Consider the following 17,721-nt stretch of genomic DNA (forward strand, 5'->3'; position numbering starts at 1 on the left):
TAACAAATCAATAAATGATTGAAATAAAAAGACTTTTTGATTTTCCTTATTTCCAATTAGAAAACGCACCACGGGAGAAATCCCTGGTCACCAAGTATAATGGGAAATGGGAAGCCCTTTCTTCTCAGGAATATGTAGACCAGGCCAACGCCATAAGCCGCGGATTGCTACGACTGGGTATTCAGCCCAATGACAAGATCGCAGTGATCTCGACCAGTAACCGGACTGAATGGAACATCATGGACATTGGGATCTTACAACTGGGTGCCCAAAATGTACCTATCTATCCTACTATTTCTGAAGAAGATTATGAATATGTGCTCAATCACAGTGAGTCTATTTATTGTTTTGTATCAGATAAAGAGATACTTGACAAGCTCAACACCATTCGCAGTAACACCCAATTAAAGGGTGTTTACACTTTTGATGAAATTCCCGGAGCCGATAACTGGAAGGAAATCCTGAAAATGGGGGAAGACCAGTCTAATCAGGATGAAGTTGAGGCGCGAAAAAAGGCAGTAAAGGAAGATGACCTTGCTACACTAATTTATACTTCGGGAACTACCGGAAGACCAAAAGGGGTAATGTTAAGCCATAAAAACATTGTTAGCGATGTACTGCTGAGTTCAGACCGTGTACCATTCGAGTTTGGGACCTACACTTCTCTCAGTTTCCTTCCCGTATGTCACATTTTTGAGAGGATGATCCTCTATCTCTACCAGTACTACAGCGTTTCTATACATTTTGCTGAATCTATAGACAAGATAAGCGACAACCTGAAGGAGGTGAAGCCACATGTGATTTCGGCTGTACCAAGGCTGCTGGAAAAAGTGTATGACAAGATCATCGCTAAAGGATCTACCGTGGGCGGTGTTAAGCAAAAGCTTTTCTTCTGGTCAGTTGAACTTGGACTGGAATACGAGCCTTACGGAGCTAATGGCTGGTGGTATGAAACTCAGCTTAAAATTGCCAGGAAACTGGTGTTCTCTAAATGGAAAGAAGGCCTGGGTGGTAGAATTGAACTTATTGTATCGGGAAGTGCTGCACTGCAGCCAAGACTTGCCCGTGTATTTGCAGCTGCAGGAATCCCGGTGATGGAAGGCTACGGTTTAACCGAAACTTCTCCTGTAATTGCTGTTAATGACCAGAGAAACCACGGTTTTAAGATTGGAACGGTGGGGAAAGTACTTAAAGATGTAGAGGTAAAGATCGCTGAAGACGGCGAGATACTTTGTAAAGGCCCCAATGTAATGATGGGTTACTACAAAGAACCTGAGAAAACAAAACAAGCCATTAACGGAGACGGATATTTTCACACCGGAGATATTGGAGAGCTTGACAGCGAAGGCTTCCTGAAGATCACCGATCGCAAGAAGGAGATGTTCAAAACATCTGGCGGAAAGTATGTGGCACCCCAGGTGATAGAGAACCAAATGAAGCAGTCGCGTTTTATTGCTGAATTAATGGTGATTGGTGAGGGTGAAAAAATGCCGGCTGCACTCATACAACCCGATTTTGAATTTGTTCGGGAATGGGCAAAAAGAAAACACATAGAAGTAGGCCCGAGTAACGCCGACCTTATTCATAACGCGGAGGTTAAAAAACGTATCCAGGAGGAAGTAGACTTTTACAATCAAAAGTTCGGAAGCTGGGAAAAGATCAAGAAATTTGAACTTACGCCCGATGTATGGAGTATTGAGAGCGAACACCTCACTCCTACCATGAAGCTAAAACGCCGAAATATCATAAAGTTATATCAGGATCTATATGACGGCATCTACGAGAAGTAGTAGCATCTTGAGATAGAAAATTAAAAATGTCCGGTGGAAAAATTTCCACCGGACATTTTTTTTAAAATAATATCAGCATTTGAAAGAATTGGTAAATAAGGATCTGTAGGAAAACCGTAAATTAGGGTCTCCAAAATAGCAAAAAATGCGCCTCCTTATTTTATTTATTTCAGCGCTACTTCTAAGCAGCTGCAAATTGGAACAGGAAGTTCCAAAAGACAAATTCTTTGAACCTCAAAATGAAAATTTCACCTACTCCGGACGAATTCAGCCGTCAAGCGAGGGAACAAAACTTATTGCTTCGGCATCTTCGGTAAAAGCAGATGTTTTTGGCGATACGGTCACCGTTTTTCTCAAAAGTGACGGTGCAGAGCACCATTATGTGGCGGTTGAGTTGAATGACGAGTACAAAGGCCGCTTCAGGATTACCAAAGACAGCCTTAAGTTTGCACTTCCAAAGAAGGATTCAGCCAACACCCTGGCGATCTACAAAGAAACCGAAGCCTCTAACGGCCTTTTAATCTTTAATGGCATAAGAGCAGAAAAGATTGAAAAAACTTCCGAAGAAAAACGTGCGAAGATCGAGTTTATAGGCGATTCCATCACCTGTGGGATGGGTGCCGATACCAGTGAAATTGATTGTGAAGAAGGAGAATGGTATGATCAACACAGTGCCTACATGGCTTATGGGCCACGTGTAGCACGAATGCTAGATGTAGATTTTGAAGTAAACTGCGTCTCGGGCATGGGCATGTACCGAAACTGGAATGACGAAGACCAGCCTGTAATGCCGCAGGTTTATCCTTACCTGCATCTTAATGGGGAAAAGGGTAAACGGGCAGAAATAAAAAAAGAAGATGTGCCAGACATTGTAAGCATAGCACTTGGCACTAACGATTTTTCTCGTGGAGATGGAAAAAAAGAACGTCTTCCCTTTAAGGAAGAAAGCTTTAAAGAGAACTACACAGGTTTTATTAAAGCTTTGTATGAGGTCTATCCCGATACTCAAATTGCGCTTATCTCCAGCCCAATGACCGGGGAAAAAGAAGGACAGGAGCTAATAAGGATTCTGAATGACATCAAAAATGAATTTCCTGACAGATCTATTGCTGTCTTTGAGTTTGAAAAAATGAATGCTTCAGGTTGCACCGGACATCCTGCCCTGGAAGACCATGAACTTATGGCTGAAAAACTTCTGCCTTTTTACCAAAACCTTCTTAATAAAAACACACATGAATAATTATACTGCTGCCGAAGACCGATATGAAAAAATGACCTATCGCCGCTGTGGCAAAAGTGGCTTAAAACTGCCGCTGCTTTCCCTTGGCCTGTGGCACAACTTTGGCAACACCACCAGCTTTGAAAATTCGAGACAGCTGCTGCGAACAGCATTTGACAACGGAATAACGCACTTTGACCTGGCCAATAATTACGGACCTCCATACGGTTCGGCAGAAACTAATTTTGGGAAGATCTTTAAAGAAGATTTTCAGGCGTACCGTGATGAGCTGCTTATTTCAACCAAGGCCGGTTGGGATATGTGGCCGGGGCCGTACGGGAACTTCGGGTCGCGCAAATACCTCATTGCCAGCCTCGATCAATCTCTTAAGAGAATGGGACTGGATTATATGGATATTTTCTATCACCACCGCCCCGATCCTGCCACCCCGCTGGAAGAAACCATGGGCGCCCTCGATCAAATCGTGAGGCAGGGAAAAGCCCTGTATGTGGGCGTTTCACAATACTCGGCAGGACAAACGGCAAAAGCAGCAGAAATTCTCCGGAACCTGGGCACACCATTTATTATACATCAGCCCCGCTACAACATGTTTGACCGGTGGGTTGAAGATGGGCTTTTAGACACCCTCGAAAAAGAAGGCCTGGGCAGCATCGTCTTTTCTCCCCTGGAGCAGGGCATTCTCACCTCCAAATACCTGGATGGTATCCCTGCCGATTCCCGGGCAGCAATTGAAGGCGGTTATCTCGACAAAAACAAGATCACTCCCAGACTTTTAGAACAGGTGAAGCAGCTCAATGAAATTGCTCAAAACCGCGACCAGTCCCTTGCACAAATGGCTATAGCCTGGCTGCTAAAAGATGATAGAGTCACTTCAGTTTTAGTGGGTGTGAGTCGCGTTTCACAACTTCAGGATAATATCGACGGATTAAAAAATCTCGATTTTACTAAAGAAGAACTCGAAAAGATTGAAACAATCTTAAAAAAAGAATAACATGCGAATCTTAATTTTACTCATAGCTATCTTCTTTATGGCCCCTGTTGACGCTTTCTCGAACATCTCGCTTCCTTCAGTATTTTCAGACAATATGGTGCTACAGCGCAATTCGGATGTAAAAATCTGGGGTTGGGCTAAACCGGGCGAAGTGGTGAAAATTTCGACTACCTGGGGCAATGATACGTTCCAAACCAGAGTAGGAAAGAATGGAAAGTGGGAGATCATGCTTCCCACTCCCAATATTAGAGGTCCGCAGCAAGTGAGCATTATAGGTTATAACACTGTAGTGCTCAAAAATGTGCTTTTAGGAGAGGTTTGGCTGGTGAGCGGCCAGTCGAATATGGAATGGACTGCAGCTGCCGGAATAGACAATGCCGAAGCTGCTATTGCAGATGCAGAGAATGACCAGATTCGTTTCTTCACGGTATTGAATAGAACTGCCTCCTGCCCTCAACAGGATCTCGACGGAAGCTGGGTAGCCAGTAAGCCCGAAACCATGAAACACTTTAGTGCTGTGGCCTATTTCTTCGGAAAGAAGATCAATAAAGAACTTGGTGTACCGGTGGGGCTTATCAACTCCAGCTGGGGCGGTACTCCGGCTGAAGTATGGATGCCTTCTGAAGTAATAGAAAATAGTAAGGAATTGACTGAAGCAGCCAAAATGCTCCCCAAGACAGAATGGGGACCACGGGATCCAGGCCTGCTCTACAATGCAATGATTGCCCCATTGGTGCCGTTTGAACTTGCCGGTGTGCTGTGGTACCAGGGAGAATCAAATACAGATAACGCCAATCATTACGAGCAAATATTTTCGGCGCTTATCAATTCCTGGCGTCAAAAATGGCATAAAGAACTTCCGTTTTTCTATGCCCAAATTGCGCCTTACGAATATGGTGACAATTTCTCGGGAGTGAAAGTGAGAGATGCCCAACGCAGGGTGCTTAAAATGCCAAAAACCGGAATGGTTATGACCAGTGACATTGGAGACATTAAAGACATTCACCCACGCAACAAGGAAGATGTGGGGCTGCGCTTTGCCGCACTCGCACTAAATGATGTCTACGGAAGAGAAACCGCTGCACATGCCCCGCTTGTTTCAGAAATTAAAAAGAATAAAAATAAGCTTCAGATAACTTTCAGTAATGCCGAAAAATTAAGCCTGGATAAAGAAAATCCTGCCACTCAGTTTGAAGTAGCAGGAAAAGACGGAAACTTTAAACCGGTAAAATTCAGCATTAAAAACAATACCATTGAACTGAATGTGAGAGAAATAAAAGATCCGGTTGAAATACGCTATTCATGGCGCAACACCGGCACTTCAAATATTTTTAATGAAGCAGGCTTACCAGCCTCCAGTTTTGCTGAAGAAATTGAGTAGGATTACAGCAGAATCTTGAAAAACATTTACCTTCACAGCGTTCAAATTAAATATAGTTAATGAAGATTCTCTACACTTTTTGTGCTGTAATTATCATGTTCAGCATTTCGGGAAAAGCCCAGGAAAACAATTTGATTGCCGAAGGCGCCGAACTAAAACTGGTGGCCGATGGTTATGAGTTTACTGAAGGGCCTGCTGCCGATGCCCAGGGCAATGTTTATTTCACCGATCAACCTAACAACAAAATTTACAAATGGTCTGCAAATGACGGCCAGGTCTCGGTTTTCATGGAAGAATCGGGTAGAGCCAATGGTCTCTACTTTGATGCTGAAGGCTATCTTTATGCTGCAGCCGATAAATATTCGGAACTATGGCAAATAAGCCCCAACAAAGAAATAAAAGTGCTGCGGGATAATTTTAGAGGCCAAAGGTTAAACGGCCCCAACGACCTTTGGGTGGCGCCGGATGGAGGAATATTTTTAACCGATCCTTTTTACCAGCGGTCTTACTGGAGTAACAGCAAACAACCTATAAAAGAGCAACGGGTCTATTACATGACTCCCGATAAAAAGGGCTTTTTTATGGCTGCAGACAGTCTTGTAAAACCTAACGGAGTTATTGGAACGCCCGATGGTCAATCTCTTTACGTGGCCGATATTGAAGACAACAAGACCTGGAAATACAATATAGGAAAAGACGGAAAATTAGAAAACAAGACGCTCTTCACCGAAATGGGATCTGACGGTATGACCATAGACGAGCAGGGTAATATCTACCTCACTGGAGACGGCGTTACGATTTTTAACAGTGCCGGAGAAAAAATACTTCACATTCCCGTAAATAAAGAATGGACAGCCAATGTCACTTTTGGCGGAAAAGACAAAAGGACCCTGTTTATTACAGCAATGGATTCTCTTTTTAGCCTGGAGATGAACGTAACCGGGCAATAGAATCATTAGGTAACTAATAAAAAAAACTCTTCAAAAATGACATTTTTGAAGAGTTTTTTTACTGTAATTCAATTTATTGAACAAAAACCTCGAGCAGCTCTACGCCTTCGGAAGTAATTTGCACCTCCTTAACTTCTGCCGGAACAAGTAAGGTTTGTCCCTGAACTATTTTTTCAGAATTTCCACTGACACTAATTTCAGCATCACCACTAACACACATGTAGATGACGAATGAATCCAGTTGCGCATAATCTTTTACAATCTCCCCTTTAACCGGAAGAAAATTGGTAGTAAAGTATTCACAGCTGGCTATATTGGTAGAATGATTTTCTTCTCTTTTATAAGTCCTTTTAAAATCATCTTTCTTCTCAAAGTCTATCGCATCAAGAGCAAGATCGGTGTGCAGTTCGCGAGAATTTCCTTCAGCATCTACCCTGTCCCAGTCATAGATCCTATAAGTAATATCTGATGTCTGCTGAATCTCTGCCAAAAGGACTCCGGCGCCTATGGCATGAACCTTCCCGGTATTGATAAAAAATGAATCGCCTTTTTGCACTTTTTCAAAGTTCAGCAATTCGGTGATCTTCCCGGTTTCGAGATGTTCCAGATATTCTTCTTTGGAAATGCTCTTTTTGAAGCCCACGTTGATCTCTGCGCCTTCATCGGCCTGCATGATGTACCACATTTCGGTTTTTCCGAAGGAATTGTGGCGCTTTTTAGCGATATTGTCATGCGGATGCAGTTGCACTGAAAGTTCGGTTTTAGCATCAATGAACTTGATTAAAAGCGGAAATTCTGCTCCAAACTTTTTAAAGTTCTTCAGGCCTAAAAGCCCTTCCTTATACTCCTCTAAAAGGGCATTTAGCGTTTGCCCTTTTAAAGCACCGTTTTGCACTACAGAAATATCACCTTTCACTCCCGAAATTTCCCAGCTCTCACCAAGATCTTCGCGATTGGAATCTTTGTTTAATATGTTAATTAACTTATTACCACCCCAGATCTTTTCTTTAAGGATGGGTTCGAATTTTATAGGGTAATTCAGCATTTATAGTTGGTTAGAAGTTGTAAAGATAAGAACGGAATAATTAAAGGTGAAATTTAATTCCAGATACTAATCTTTTCTTCCCTACCGGTACGATAACTCTCTATGATATTAATAGCTTCTTTTGCCAGTGAAACCGGATATTTACAGGTTTTATTCTGGCATACGTAGATCAAGGTCTCCCCTTCTACAAGCTTTTTTTCCAGGAGAGGTAAGTTTTCATTCTGGCCTCCCATAAATATAGAGGTTGGCAAATACTCCCTTTGCATACTAATATTTTTTTGCATGGCGTCATTACCTAGAATTGCAACTTCATAAGCACCAAAGGCCCGGGTGCCTACTAGTTTTGTCCAGTTAGCATAAAATGACGGATCTTCTACAACGAGATTGTACATTTGACCCAACATCTCCTCACTCATGGTTAAGTATTCCTGATTTTCCAGAAGCGTTCCTAAAGCAAATAGGTTATGAGCCATAACGGAATTTGATGAAGGCATCACGTTATCATCAAGTTCAAGTTTTCTCGCCACCAGATTCTTATCATCATCTGAGGTATAATAGAACATACTGCTTTCTTCATCTTTAAAATGCCTGATTGTATAAAGCATTAGTTTTTCTGCCTTTTTAAGCCACTTAATATCAAAAGTCACCTGGTAAAGGTTAATGTAAGCCCTGCTTAATAAAGCGTAATCATCAAGAAAAGCGTTTATCCCGCTTTCACCATCTATGTAGCTCCTGTGTAATCCTGAATCTGGTCTAAGCATTTTGTCATCTATGAATTCGGCACACTTAATGGCATTTTTGAGATATTTAGGTGTTCCAATGGCCAGATAAGCATCGAGATAAGCATCTACCATAAGGGCATTCCAGGAGGTGAGGGATTTATCGTCAACAGTAGGTTTATTTCTGCCTTGCCTCGATTTGAAAAGCTTTTTTTTCGCAGTAGCCAGTGTAGAGGTAAATTCATTATTTGATATTCCTTCTTCCCGGATGAATTCTTCAGGAGAAAACTGTCGAAAAAGAATATTATTCCCCTTTTCCCAATTTCCGTAAGGTTCAATATTATAGAATTTGGTTACCAGTTCAAGTTCAGAAGTATTTAAGACGTTTCTCAGTTCGTCAATGGTCCAGATGTAATACTTTCCTTCTTCCCCATCTGTATCTGCATTTAAAGAGGAGTAAAAGCCTCCCTGGCCATTTGACAACTCTCTTTCTACAAAGTCTATACTCTCCTCTATAATTGCTCTATATTCATTTGAAGGAATTACTTTATAAGCTTTGGAATAAAGACTAATCAATTGTGCGTTATCATACAGCATTTTTTCAAAGTGCGGGATCAACCATGTCGGATCTGTAGTGTATCGTGAAAATCCGCCCCCAAGTTGGTCATAAATTCCTCCCCTGGCCATATTATCAAGAGTGGTCTTCACCATTTGCAATACTTCTTCATCTTGAGTAAGATAATAATGCTGCAAAAGAGCATCCCAGTTTACAGGCAATGGAAATTTCTGTTCTCCCTGATAGCCGCCATCTTCTGTATCAAATCTTGGCTTCCAGCTTTTCAATAAAGTGAGATAATCGGCTTCAGAAATTTCATTTTTTTGAGTTCCTAGATCGGTTAAGCTGTTGGTGTTTTTAATCCCTTCAGTTAAGGCATTAGCAGTTTCTACTAATGATTGTTTATCTTCCTTGTAAACTTTCGTGATTTGAGTTAGTACATTTTTCCATTCTTCAGGCGGGAAGTATGTTCCCGCAAAAAAAGGTTTTCCATTAGGAAGTGCCACTGCGTTTAAAGGCCATCCACCACTACCATTTAAAAGTTGGGCAGCATTCATGTAGATCTTATCAATATCTGGCCGTTCCTCTCTGTCAATCTTAATAGAAATAAAATCCCGATTCATAATCGCAGCGACGCTAGTATCCATAAAGCTTTCTTTCTCCATTACATGACACCAGTGACAGCTGGCATACCCCACACTTATAATAATAGGTTTATCTTCGGCTTTGGCTTTTTCAATAGCTTCGCTTCCCCATTCGTACCAGTCAACAGGATTATCTGCATGCCCTCGTAAATAAGGGCTACTTGCACCTGCCAGGCGGCTCTCTTTACTGCCTTCTTCTTTTGAATCTTTCTTACAACCTACCAATAAGCATGAAAGAATTAAAAGCAGGCTGATAAGAAGCGGAAGTCTAATTTTAATTTTACCGGATATTATTTCCATGAGAAAGCAAATTCGTGAGGGTAAATATATTAGATATAAGATTTAAATAAAGATTTTAATGCAATACAAATAAAAAACCCTTTCAATTGAATTGAAAGGGTTTTTAGTAATTCAAACACATTAATTAAAATCCCGGATTTTGATCTGCCTGAGTTATGTTCTCATTAGACGAAATTTCATCATTCGGAATAGGCCAAAGCTCATTTTTACCAGCCTGAAAACCATATGGTCCAAGATAATCGGCAGCAAGGCCCCATCTTACCAGGTCTGGAAAACGCACCTGTTCCCCGGCTAATTCTACCATTCTTTCCTGAACAATAGCATCAAAAACCTCTTCTTTGGAAAGACCATCTGGTAATGGATCCAGTTCTGCTCTTTCTCTAACCTCATTAATATAATCAATTGCCTGGGACTGATCTCCTAATTCATTTTCGGCTTCTGCCATCATTAATAGTACATCGGCGTATCGTATAACTTTGAAGTTTATTCCAGAAGCCATGTCTTCATTTACGTCTTTGTAGTAATTCTGGTATTTTCTCCAGGCTGCCGTACGTTCAAGTGGAAGTTCTTCTATAACCCCTCCTGCAAACGTATCTCCCACAGTATAGAATGTTTCTTCAAACCTAATATCCCCATCTTCATATGCATCAAGAAGAGCTGGTGAAGGATAGGCGTTGAACCAGTCATTAAAACCATACTCCTGGCCACGGAAGGTTACCTCATTTGCATCTTCCCCAGAGGAGTTAGAATTCCAAACTGCAGAATTACCAAGATCATCGTCAAATTGTACTTCAAAAATAGACTCAGGTCCAAACTCATCCTCTTCCCTGAAGTTAGCGAAATAATCATCTTCGAGAGAATACTCCCCGTAAATATTGTCGAAAGCAGCCAAAGCTTTCTCATACTCCTCCTGATACAGATGCGCTTTTCCAAGAAGAGCAAAGGCTGCACCCTGGGTAGCTCTACCATTCTCTGTCGCCTCTTTATCAAGCAAAAATTGAGATGCATCGGTCAAATCCGATTCAATTAGATCGTAAACCTGTTCCTTTGGAGAGCGGGGAAATCCTTCGCCACTCTCAGGAACTGTAGTAATAAGTGGGATATCCCCAAAACGGGTCACCAACATAAAATAGTACAGGGCTCTTAAGTATTTAGCCTCCCCAATAAATTTATCCTTCTTCTCATCACTCAAAAGAGTAGATGGTATCTCTCTAATCTTCTCTTCATTACTAATTACAAAATTGGCTTTGTTTATCCCTCTGTAACATGAATCCCAGTACCAGGCAATTGGAGGATGACTTGCGTCAAAAGACCATTCAAGATAAACCCTTTTATCTGCTTCCAGCTGAGGGTTCCCTAAAGCTTCGCGAGACATAAGATCCATGGCGAAGAAATAAGTCCGGGTATATAAACCAATAGTCTGTAAATTCGCATACACAGCATTTACAGCCGACTGCACCTGAGCTTCTGTCCTGAAATATGTTTCAGGGGAAAGTCCACTCGGATTGGATAGTTCAAGATCTCCTTCATCACACCCATTTATAGCAAATACTGTGATAAAGACTGTTAAAAATATTTTTATTTTTTTCATAATTCCTCTTTTTAAAATCCTAATTGAACACCAAAAGTTATTGAAGTTGGCTGGGGATATAATCCTCTGTCAATACCAATAGCCCCGGTTCCCTGGAATAACACATTATCAACACCTATTTCGGGATCTAGTCCGGAATAGTCGGTTAAGGTAATTAGGTTCTGTCCACTCACATAAATTCTAAGGTTGGCCACCGAATCTCCAAACACATCTTCGTCAAAAGTATATCCTATGTTCAGATTTTTTAATCTGGTATAAGATCCATCCTCTATGAAACGATCTGAGGCATAAAGGTTTTGAGGAGCACCCAAAGCACGGGGAATGGTGTTTGAAGTACCTTCACCAGTCCATCTATCCAGGACAGCTACGCCACTGTTGAAAAGTCTTGGCATACCTTCAAGGTCATATAAATTTGTATTATAAATATCCTGACCATAGGCTCCCTGAATAAATATGGAAGCATCAAAATTCTTATACTGGGCGCTTATATTAAGCCCCATAGTTAGTGTTGGGTAAGGATTACCTATTACCGTTTTATCTGCAGCAGTTATATTCCCATCTCCGTTAATATCCACAAAGCGAATATCACCCGGTTGTATAGCGGTTTGATCTGGATTCGCTGTAAATACTGCATCAACTTCGGCCTGGGTCTGATAGATACCATCGGTTTTTAAACCATAGAAATGGAATAAAGCCTCTCCCGGTGCAATCCTGGTGAGATATTCGTTTTCAAAAAATCCTCCTGGAACTTCAGGTAGGTTTCCTATTGAAAGCACCTCATTTTTGCTGGTTCCCAGATTTAAATTAGCAGACCACGTAAATTCACCTTCATAATCATTATAGCCAAGATCGGCCTCAAAACCCTTGGTTTCCACAGAACCCACATTGGATGCTATAGTAGAAATATTATACCCTAGACTAAGCGGCAATGGTAAATCATAAAGAAGATCATCACTACGGTTACTATAATACTCAAAGGAAGCTGTAAATGTATTATTAAAGATACCAATGTCTACCCCAATATTCTTCATTGTAACCTCTTCCCATTTCAGGTTTGGATTACCAAGACCTTCAGCGGTAGTACCCTCAGCGGCTGAACCTGCAATTGGGTAAAGGAAACTTGTAACCAGGGATGTAGAATAACGGTAGTTATTAATTAGGTCGTTACCCGTTGTACCCCAACTTCCCCGAATTTTCAGGTTATTAATGTTTGAACCTTCCATGAAACTCTCTTTGGCTACATTCCATCCTGCGGCAACAGACCAGAAATCACCCCAACGATAATTGGCACCAAAGCGTGACGAAGCATCTCTACGGAAAGATCCTGCAAGAATATATCTTTGGTCATAATTGTAGTTCACACGACCTAAATATCCAATTCTCCTATATTCAAAAGAAGCTGAAGACAATCCCGCCTGGTTCAATGACAACTCCTCTACCTCATCGGTAATATTATTCTGGCTGCTTGCATCCAGGCTTTCACCATCGATTCTTTGATCTTCTGCCAAAACCAGGATTTCAAAGTTATGCAAATCGGCAACATCGAACTTGTATGTTAAACTATTGGTAAGCGTAAGAGATTGGTTTGTACCACTATTCTTAGTGATTTGTGCATAATTTATTGCTCCGGTAGATCCTGCACTGTCATCGTTAAAAGAAGGAATGAATATGTTGTTATTATACTTGTAATAATCTAAACCTGCCTGGCTTTTAAAAACCAGCCCGTCAATAATTTCATATTCAGCAAACAAACTTCCCAAAAGAGTAATCCCTTTATTTTCTGCACTTCCCAATGTCTGAACCCGAACAGGGTTTGCAGCATCCTGACCATCTATGACAGTGTTTGGTCCCTGAAAGCCACCCCTGTTGTCGGGATTATAAACAGGTAAATAAGGAGCTGATTTTATAGCGTGTTCCAAAACTGATCTACCGCCATCTGATCTTTCAGGATTTTGAACAGTAATTGCAGTATTTAATGTTTGTCCCAAACGCAGTTTCCCAAAAGTAAAATTACTATTAGATCTAAAATTAAACCGCTCGTACTCAGTTTCAATAAGAGCTCCTTCCTGATTTAGGTAGCCACCCGAAAACCTGTAATTACTGTTTTCATTACCTCCGGAAAGACCGAGGGTAACACTTTTCAAAACTCCGGTTCTAAAAATTTCATCCTGCCAGTCCGTTTCATTATCTAAAAAATCGGAGTATTGAGGATCTGTAATACGCGGCGGAACAGTTTCTGATATTTCTCGGGCGTATTGTATGTATTGATCTGTATTTAGCAGATCGTACCTATTTGAAAGAAACTGCACTCCAGAATAAACATCAAGACTTAGCTGTGCTTTTTCAGAAGCTCTTCCCGATTTGGTCGTTACCAAAACCACACCATTTGCACCTCTGGAACCATAAACAGCAGTAGTTGAGGCATCTTTTAGAACCTGTATGTTTTGAATGTCATTGGGGTTAAGACTACCCAATCCACCTGCTATAACACCATCTATTACATATAGCGGATCATTATTGTTAGGGGTAGCAAGCCCCCTAATCCTTACTGCAGGAGAATTCCCGGGAGCACCAGAGTTTATAACGGTTACACCTGAAGCCCTACCCTGCAAGGCCTGCTCAGCAGTAGCCACCGGCAGACTATTTATCTCTTCTGTATCTATACTGGAAATAGCTCCAGTGACCTCAGCTCTTGACTGTGTACCGTAACCAACTATGATTACATCATCCAATGCCTGTGCATCAGAAACCATGTTAACATTGATTACAGACCTGTCGTTTATGGCTATTCGTTGTGTTTCAAAACCAACATAACTGAAAATTAGCCTCGCATCTGGACCCGGATCCTCATCTAATTCAAGTGTGTAATTTCCGTCAAAATCTGTAACTGTTCCCGTGGTCGTTCCCTCAAGAACCACATTTACCCCGGGAAGAGGGCCGGTTGCATCAGTAACTGTTCCCGAAATGGTCTCCTGGGCAGACATGAATCCAAAGCAGAGAAAGCATATCAAAAACAGACTACTTCTTAAGCGATTTCCTATCATTTTAATTGGTTATAAGTTAGTTATGGATAAATGTATTAAAAACATTTCCAATTCGCAATCGATTTCGAGTAAACTTTAACAAAAAAATAAGTTTTTTTTTGTTAACTCTCTCTTAAAACCTGGGTGAAACAACTAAAGGCTTCCAAAAGGAATATTAATTATTTACTGATATGAATTGTAAAACATCATCATTTTTAACAGCAATAACCATATCTCTGTTACCAACTTTCATCTTCAATATATCTTTCACATCACCTGGAATAAACAACCCGCTTTCTGAAGCAGTAGCTTCTTTAAAACCACCTTTTCCATCTCCTTTTAAAAACAATCCATAGCCAGCGTCATTCCTTGTGGTTTCAACTTCAGACCAAAATAGGTTCCCCGCCACTAAGGCATCCAGGTTTCCATCATTATTGTAGTCTTCGATAAGAATTTGGTTTATTGAAGAAATTTGAGCTCCGGAAGGTAGTTTATGGATCATAAATTTCCCATCTCTGTTCTCAAGATAGACACTTGCAAAAGATTTCACCTGGTAATGAAGGGAGTTATCCAATTCCTCTTTAGTGTAGACGTCCTCCAGGGTTGCAGTTGAAAAAGATTGATAATCGGGGAACTTACTTTTAATTCCGGGAATTTGCTGAGAAGAACATTCCCGGCCTCTCAACGGGAACTTCTTACCATCATTATAATAACTAAGAACAATATCCTGCCTGTTGTTGGCATCAAAATCTTTGAAGTATATATCAAAAGTTTCCTCTTCATTAGCTTTGTATTTATAGTTCTTGCCAAGATTACCCACCACAAAATCAAGGTCTCCGTCATTATCAAAGTCTCCAGATTTGATACTCCACCACCAGCCGGCAGTATCTGCTAAGCCCAAATCTTCAGTAACCTCTGTAAAGCCTTTTTCTGAATTTTTAAAAACCCGAATGGGCATCCATTCTCCCACTATAACTATATCCTGCCATCCATCCTTATCAATATCCACTACTTCTGCACTCGTTGCCATTCCTAAAGATTGAAATTCAGGAGCAATATTCTTTGTGATGTCCCGAAATTTCGCTTCTCCATTTTCACCTATATTTTTCAGGATGTAAGATTTTGCAGGCAAAGGATAATTCCCCGGAACCAGGCGACCCAGCACCAGCAAGTCCTGTTTTCCATCCTTATCAAAATCGGCTTGATATACTCTGGAGCCGCTGGTCAGCATTTCAGGTAATGCCGCTTCATCTCTTTGAAAGTTACCTTTACCGTCATTTATATACAGCCTGTCCTGCAGAAATTCTGAATCGGGTTTAAACTCATTTCCACCACTTACCACATAGATATCGTTGTGTCCATCTTCATTAGCATCAAAAATCAATGCCCCCAGGTCTTCATATTTTTTATCCTTTTTAAAGGCAGCGCTTTCCTGCTTTATAAATCCGGTGGCAGTCTGGAAGTACAATCCTGCTTCATAAGTGGAAGCAGCTCCAACAAACAAATCCTCCAATCCATCTCCATTTAGATCCCCGACCGCTGCACCCGGTCCAAAAGTAGAGGTACGGTGAGGCAGAAGGACCTCCTTTGTGAAGTCGTTATACTCATTCTCAATATGTTTGTGGTTTGGAAAAGATAGAGTATCTCTTACGGTAGTAAAAAGGAACTCTTTGTCTGGAAAGTCTTCTTCTAATAATTCTGTAGCATTGTTATAACTTATCTTAAGTCGCTGATTGGCCTTGACATCATTCAAAATTTCAGCCTTTCCGTCTGGCCATACGACCTTAATTTGATCTACAACATCGGCTTTTGCCAATCCGAAGTGTAATTGAGGCGCAACAGAGGACTGAAAGCCTCTTGTTAAAGTAAGCTCCTGCATTTGCTCCATCCCATTTGCAGTTACATAAGCACGGGTCCCTAAACCAAAAGCGTTCCCCCTATCACCTTCAAATTCTATTTGTACATAATTATTGTGTTTTGAACTGCTGTTCTCAAAAAGAGAAGCTTTATCATCAATATTATTAGTGACAATTTCCAGATCCCCATCATTGTCCAGATCTGCATACACTACTCCATTAGACCATCCTTCATATTCAATTCCCCATTTTTTGTTGGCTATTTCAAATGACAGATCTCCATGATTCTGGAACATGAAATTATCAATTTTTTCAGAAGGGATATTCAGGCTCTTTTCCAGTTGATCTTCTACTACCCTGGTATCGGCAAGATTGTTAAAATAGTCGTTGTTATTGATCTCTCTTCTTGTGCCATTACTTACAAAAAGATCTTTGTGACCATCATTATTAAAATCTGCAAAGAGAGGCCCCCAACTCCAATCTGTAGAAGAAGATCCTGTGATTCGGGATAGATCGGCAAAAAATGGATTATCGTCTTCAAATACTCCGGTATTGGTTTGCAAAACATTTTGCATGTATTGATAATGAAAACCGGCATCAACTGTGCTCCAGAACAAATCTGGGTTCATACTTGCCATATTGGCCTTCTTTCGCCGGTTGTCTTTTGCCGACATATCTACCTGATAGATATCCAGGTTCCCATCATTATTATAATCGGCAATGTCCACTCCCATTCCAAAAAAAGAAGTGTGAGAAGTGGCCTTTTTGACAACCTCCCTAAAGGTGCCGTCACCGTTGTTCATGTACAGGAAATCGGGAGAACTAAAATCGTTGGAGACATAAATATCTGGCCAGCTGTCATTATTAAGATCGGCCACAGTAGCCGATAATGTAAGTCCAAAACTACGAACTCCTGCATCGTCTGTGACATCTGTGAATTTGCCTCCGTCGTTGCGCAACAAGTGATCTGTTTCCAGGTCACTTACATTCTTCATCTTATACTCGTAAATGAAATTTGGGGAATCGAACCGGGTAGGAGGATAATTGGCGATATAAGCATCAAGATCACCATCTTTATCATAATCAAAAAAGGTAGTTTGTATGCTATTTCCCGGATCATCCAATCCATATTCTTGGGCTTTTTCCGCAAAAGTTCCGTCGCCGTTATTAATAAAAAGCTGATTGTTTTTGGGTTCAAACTTGCCTCCAACAGAAAGATAAATATCCAGGTAGCCATCGCCGTTCACATCGGCCATTGTAACTCCGGTATACCATCTGCTATCTCCTGCCACGCCGGCAGCTTCAGTAATATCTTCAAATTCAAGATTGCCTTTATTTAAGTAAAGCTTATTGGGCACCTGGTTTCCTGTAAAATAAAGGTCCTGTAAGCCATCATTATTAATATCGCCTGCAGCCACACCACCCCCCATATAGATATAGGAATAGCTAAAGTAATTGAGGGAATCATTTTCGGTTAGGTTATTACTGAAATCAATGGAAGAACTTTCCGAAGATACAGTCCGGAAAATCTTAGTTTCAGAAGGTTCGGAGGCGGCAACCTCCTTATCTTTTTTACAACTACTAAAAACTAATAAAGTAGCAACTACGGAAAGTCTAAAAAAAATCTTCATTGAA

10 protein-coding genes are annotated in these 17,721 nt (G+C 40.9%); 5 read left to right on the forward strand and 5 right to left on the reverse strand.

Going from position 1 to position 17,721, the window contains the following annotated elements; genetic code table 11:
• Window positions 1-14: 14 nt before the first annotated feature.
• The 5 genes from OQ279_RS00380 (at window position 15) to OQ279_RS00400 (ending at window position 6,352) form a co-directional block, all read left to right on the forward strand.
• The gene (locus OQ279_RS00380; protein ID WP_266067766.1) at window positions 15-1,790 is read left to right on the forward strand and encodes an AMP-dependent synthetase/ligase; all 1,776 of its coding nucleotides are present in this window, start codon (window positions 15-17) and stop codon (window positions 1,788-1,790) included.
• A 145-nt stretch (window positions 1,791-1,935) separates the two neighbouring features.
• The gene (locus tag OQ279_RS00385) at window positions 1,936-3,030 is read left to right on the forward strand and encodes an SGNH/GDSL hydrolase family protein (protein WP_266067767.1); all 1,095 of its coding nucleotides are present in this window, start codon (window positions 1,936-1,938) and stop codon (window positions 3,028-3,030) included.
• Complete coding sequence (gene mgrA, locus OQ279_RS00390; protein WP_266067768.1) at window positions 3,023-4,021, forward strand: L-glyceraldehyde 3-phosphate reductase; 999 nt, start codon at window positions 3,023-3,025, stop codon at window positions 4,019-4,021. Before OQ279_RS00385 ends, mgrA begins: the two co-directional genes overlap by 8 nt.
• 1 nt (window position 4,022) lies before the next feature.
• Window positions 4,023-5,402: a sialate O-acetylesterase gene (locus OQ279_RS00395; RefSeq protein ID WP_266067769.1), complete on the forward strand. Its 1,380-nt coding sequence runs from the start codon at window positions 4,023-4,025 to the stop codon at window positions 5,400-5,402.
• A 59-nt stretch (window positions 5,403-5,461) separates the two neighbouring features.
• Window positions 5,462-6,352, forward strand: a complete 891-nt coding sequence (locus tag OQ279_RS00400; RefSeq protein ID WP_266067770.1) for an SMP-30/gluconolactonase/LRE family protein — start codon at window positions 5,462-5,464, stop codon at window positions 6,350-6,352.
• A 73-nt stretch (window positions 6,353-6,425) separates the two neighbouring features.
• Here OQ279_RS00400 and OQ279_RS00405 read toward each other — a convergent pair whose 3' ends face one another.
• From OQ279_RS00405 to OQ279_RS00425, 5 genes are all read right to left on the reverse strand, one after another.
• Entirely contained in the window at window positions 6,426-7,397 is a 972-nt protein-coding gene (locus OQ279_RS00405) for a type I phosphomannose isomerase catalytic subunit (protein WP_266067771.1), read from the reverse strand.
• Between the two features lie 53 nt (window positions 7,398-7,450).
• Window positions 7,451-9,616 carry a thioredoxin domain-containing protein gene (locus tag OQ279_RS00410; protein ID WP_266067772.1) on the reverse strand — a complete coding sequence of 722 codons (2,166 nt, stop codon included), beginning with the start codon at window positions 9,614-9,616 and terminating at the stop codon, window positions 7,451-7,453.
• 124 nt (window positions 9,617-9,740) lie between these two features.
• On the reverse strand, window positions 9,741-11,207 hold the full coding sequence (locus tag OQ279_RS00415) for a RagB/SusD family nutrient uptake outer membrane protein (RefSeq protein ID WP_266067773.1): 1,467 nt from the start codon (window positions 11,205-11,207) through the stop codon (window positions 9,741-9,743).
• Between the two features lie 11 nt (window positions 11,208-11,218).
• The gene (locus OQ279_RS00420) at window positions 11,219-14,251 is read right to left on the reverse strand and encodes a SusC/RagA family TonB-linked outer membrane protein (protein WP_266067774.1); all 3,033 of its coding nucleotides are present in this window, start codon (window positions 14,249-14,251) and stop codon (window positions 11,219-11,221) included.
• 154 nt (window positions 14,252-14,405) lie between these two features.
• Window positions 14,406-17,717, reverse strand: coding sequence for a CRTAC1 family protein (locus OQ279_RS00425; protein WP_266067775.1), 3,312 nt, complete (start codon window positions 17,715-17,717; stop codon window positions 14,406-14,408).
• Window positions 17,718-17,721: the final 4 nt, after the last annotated feature.

Origin of the sequence: Salinimicrobium profundisediminis, from assembly GCF_026241755.1 — a bacterium.
Classification (GTDB): domain Bacteria; phylum Bacteroidota; class Bacteroidia; order Flavobacteriales; family Flavobacteriaceae; genus Salinimicrobium; species Salinimicrobium profundisediminis.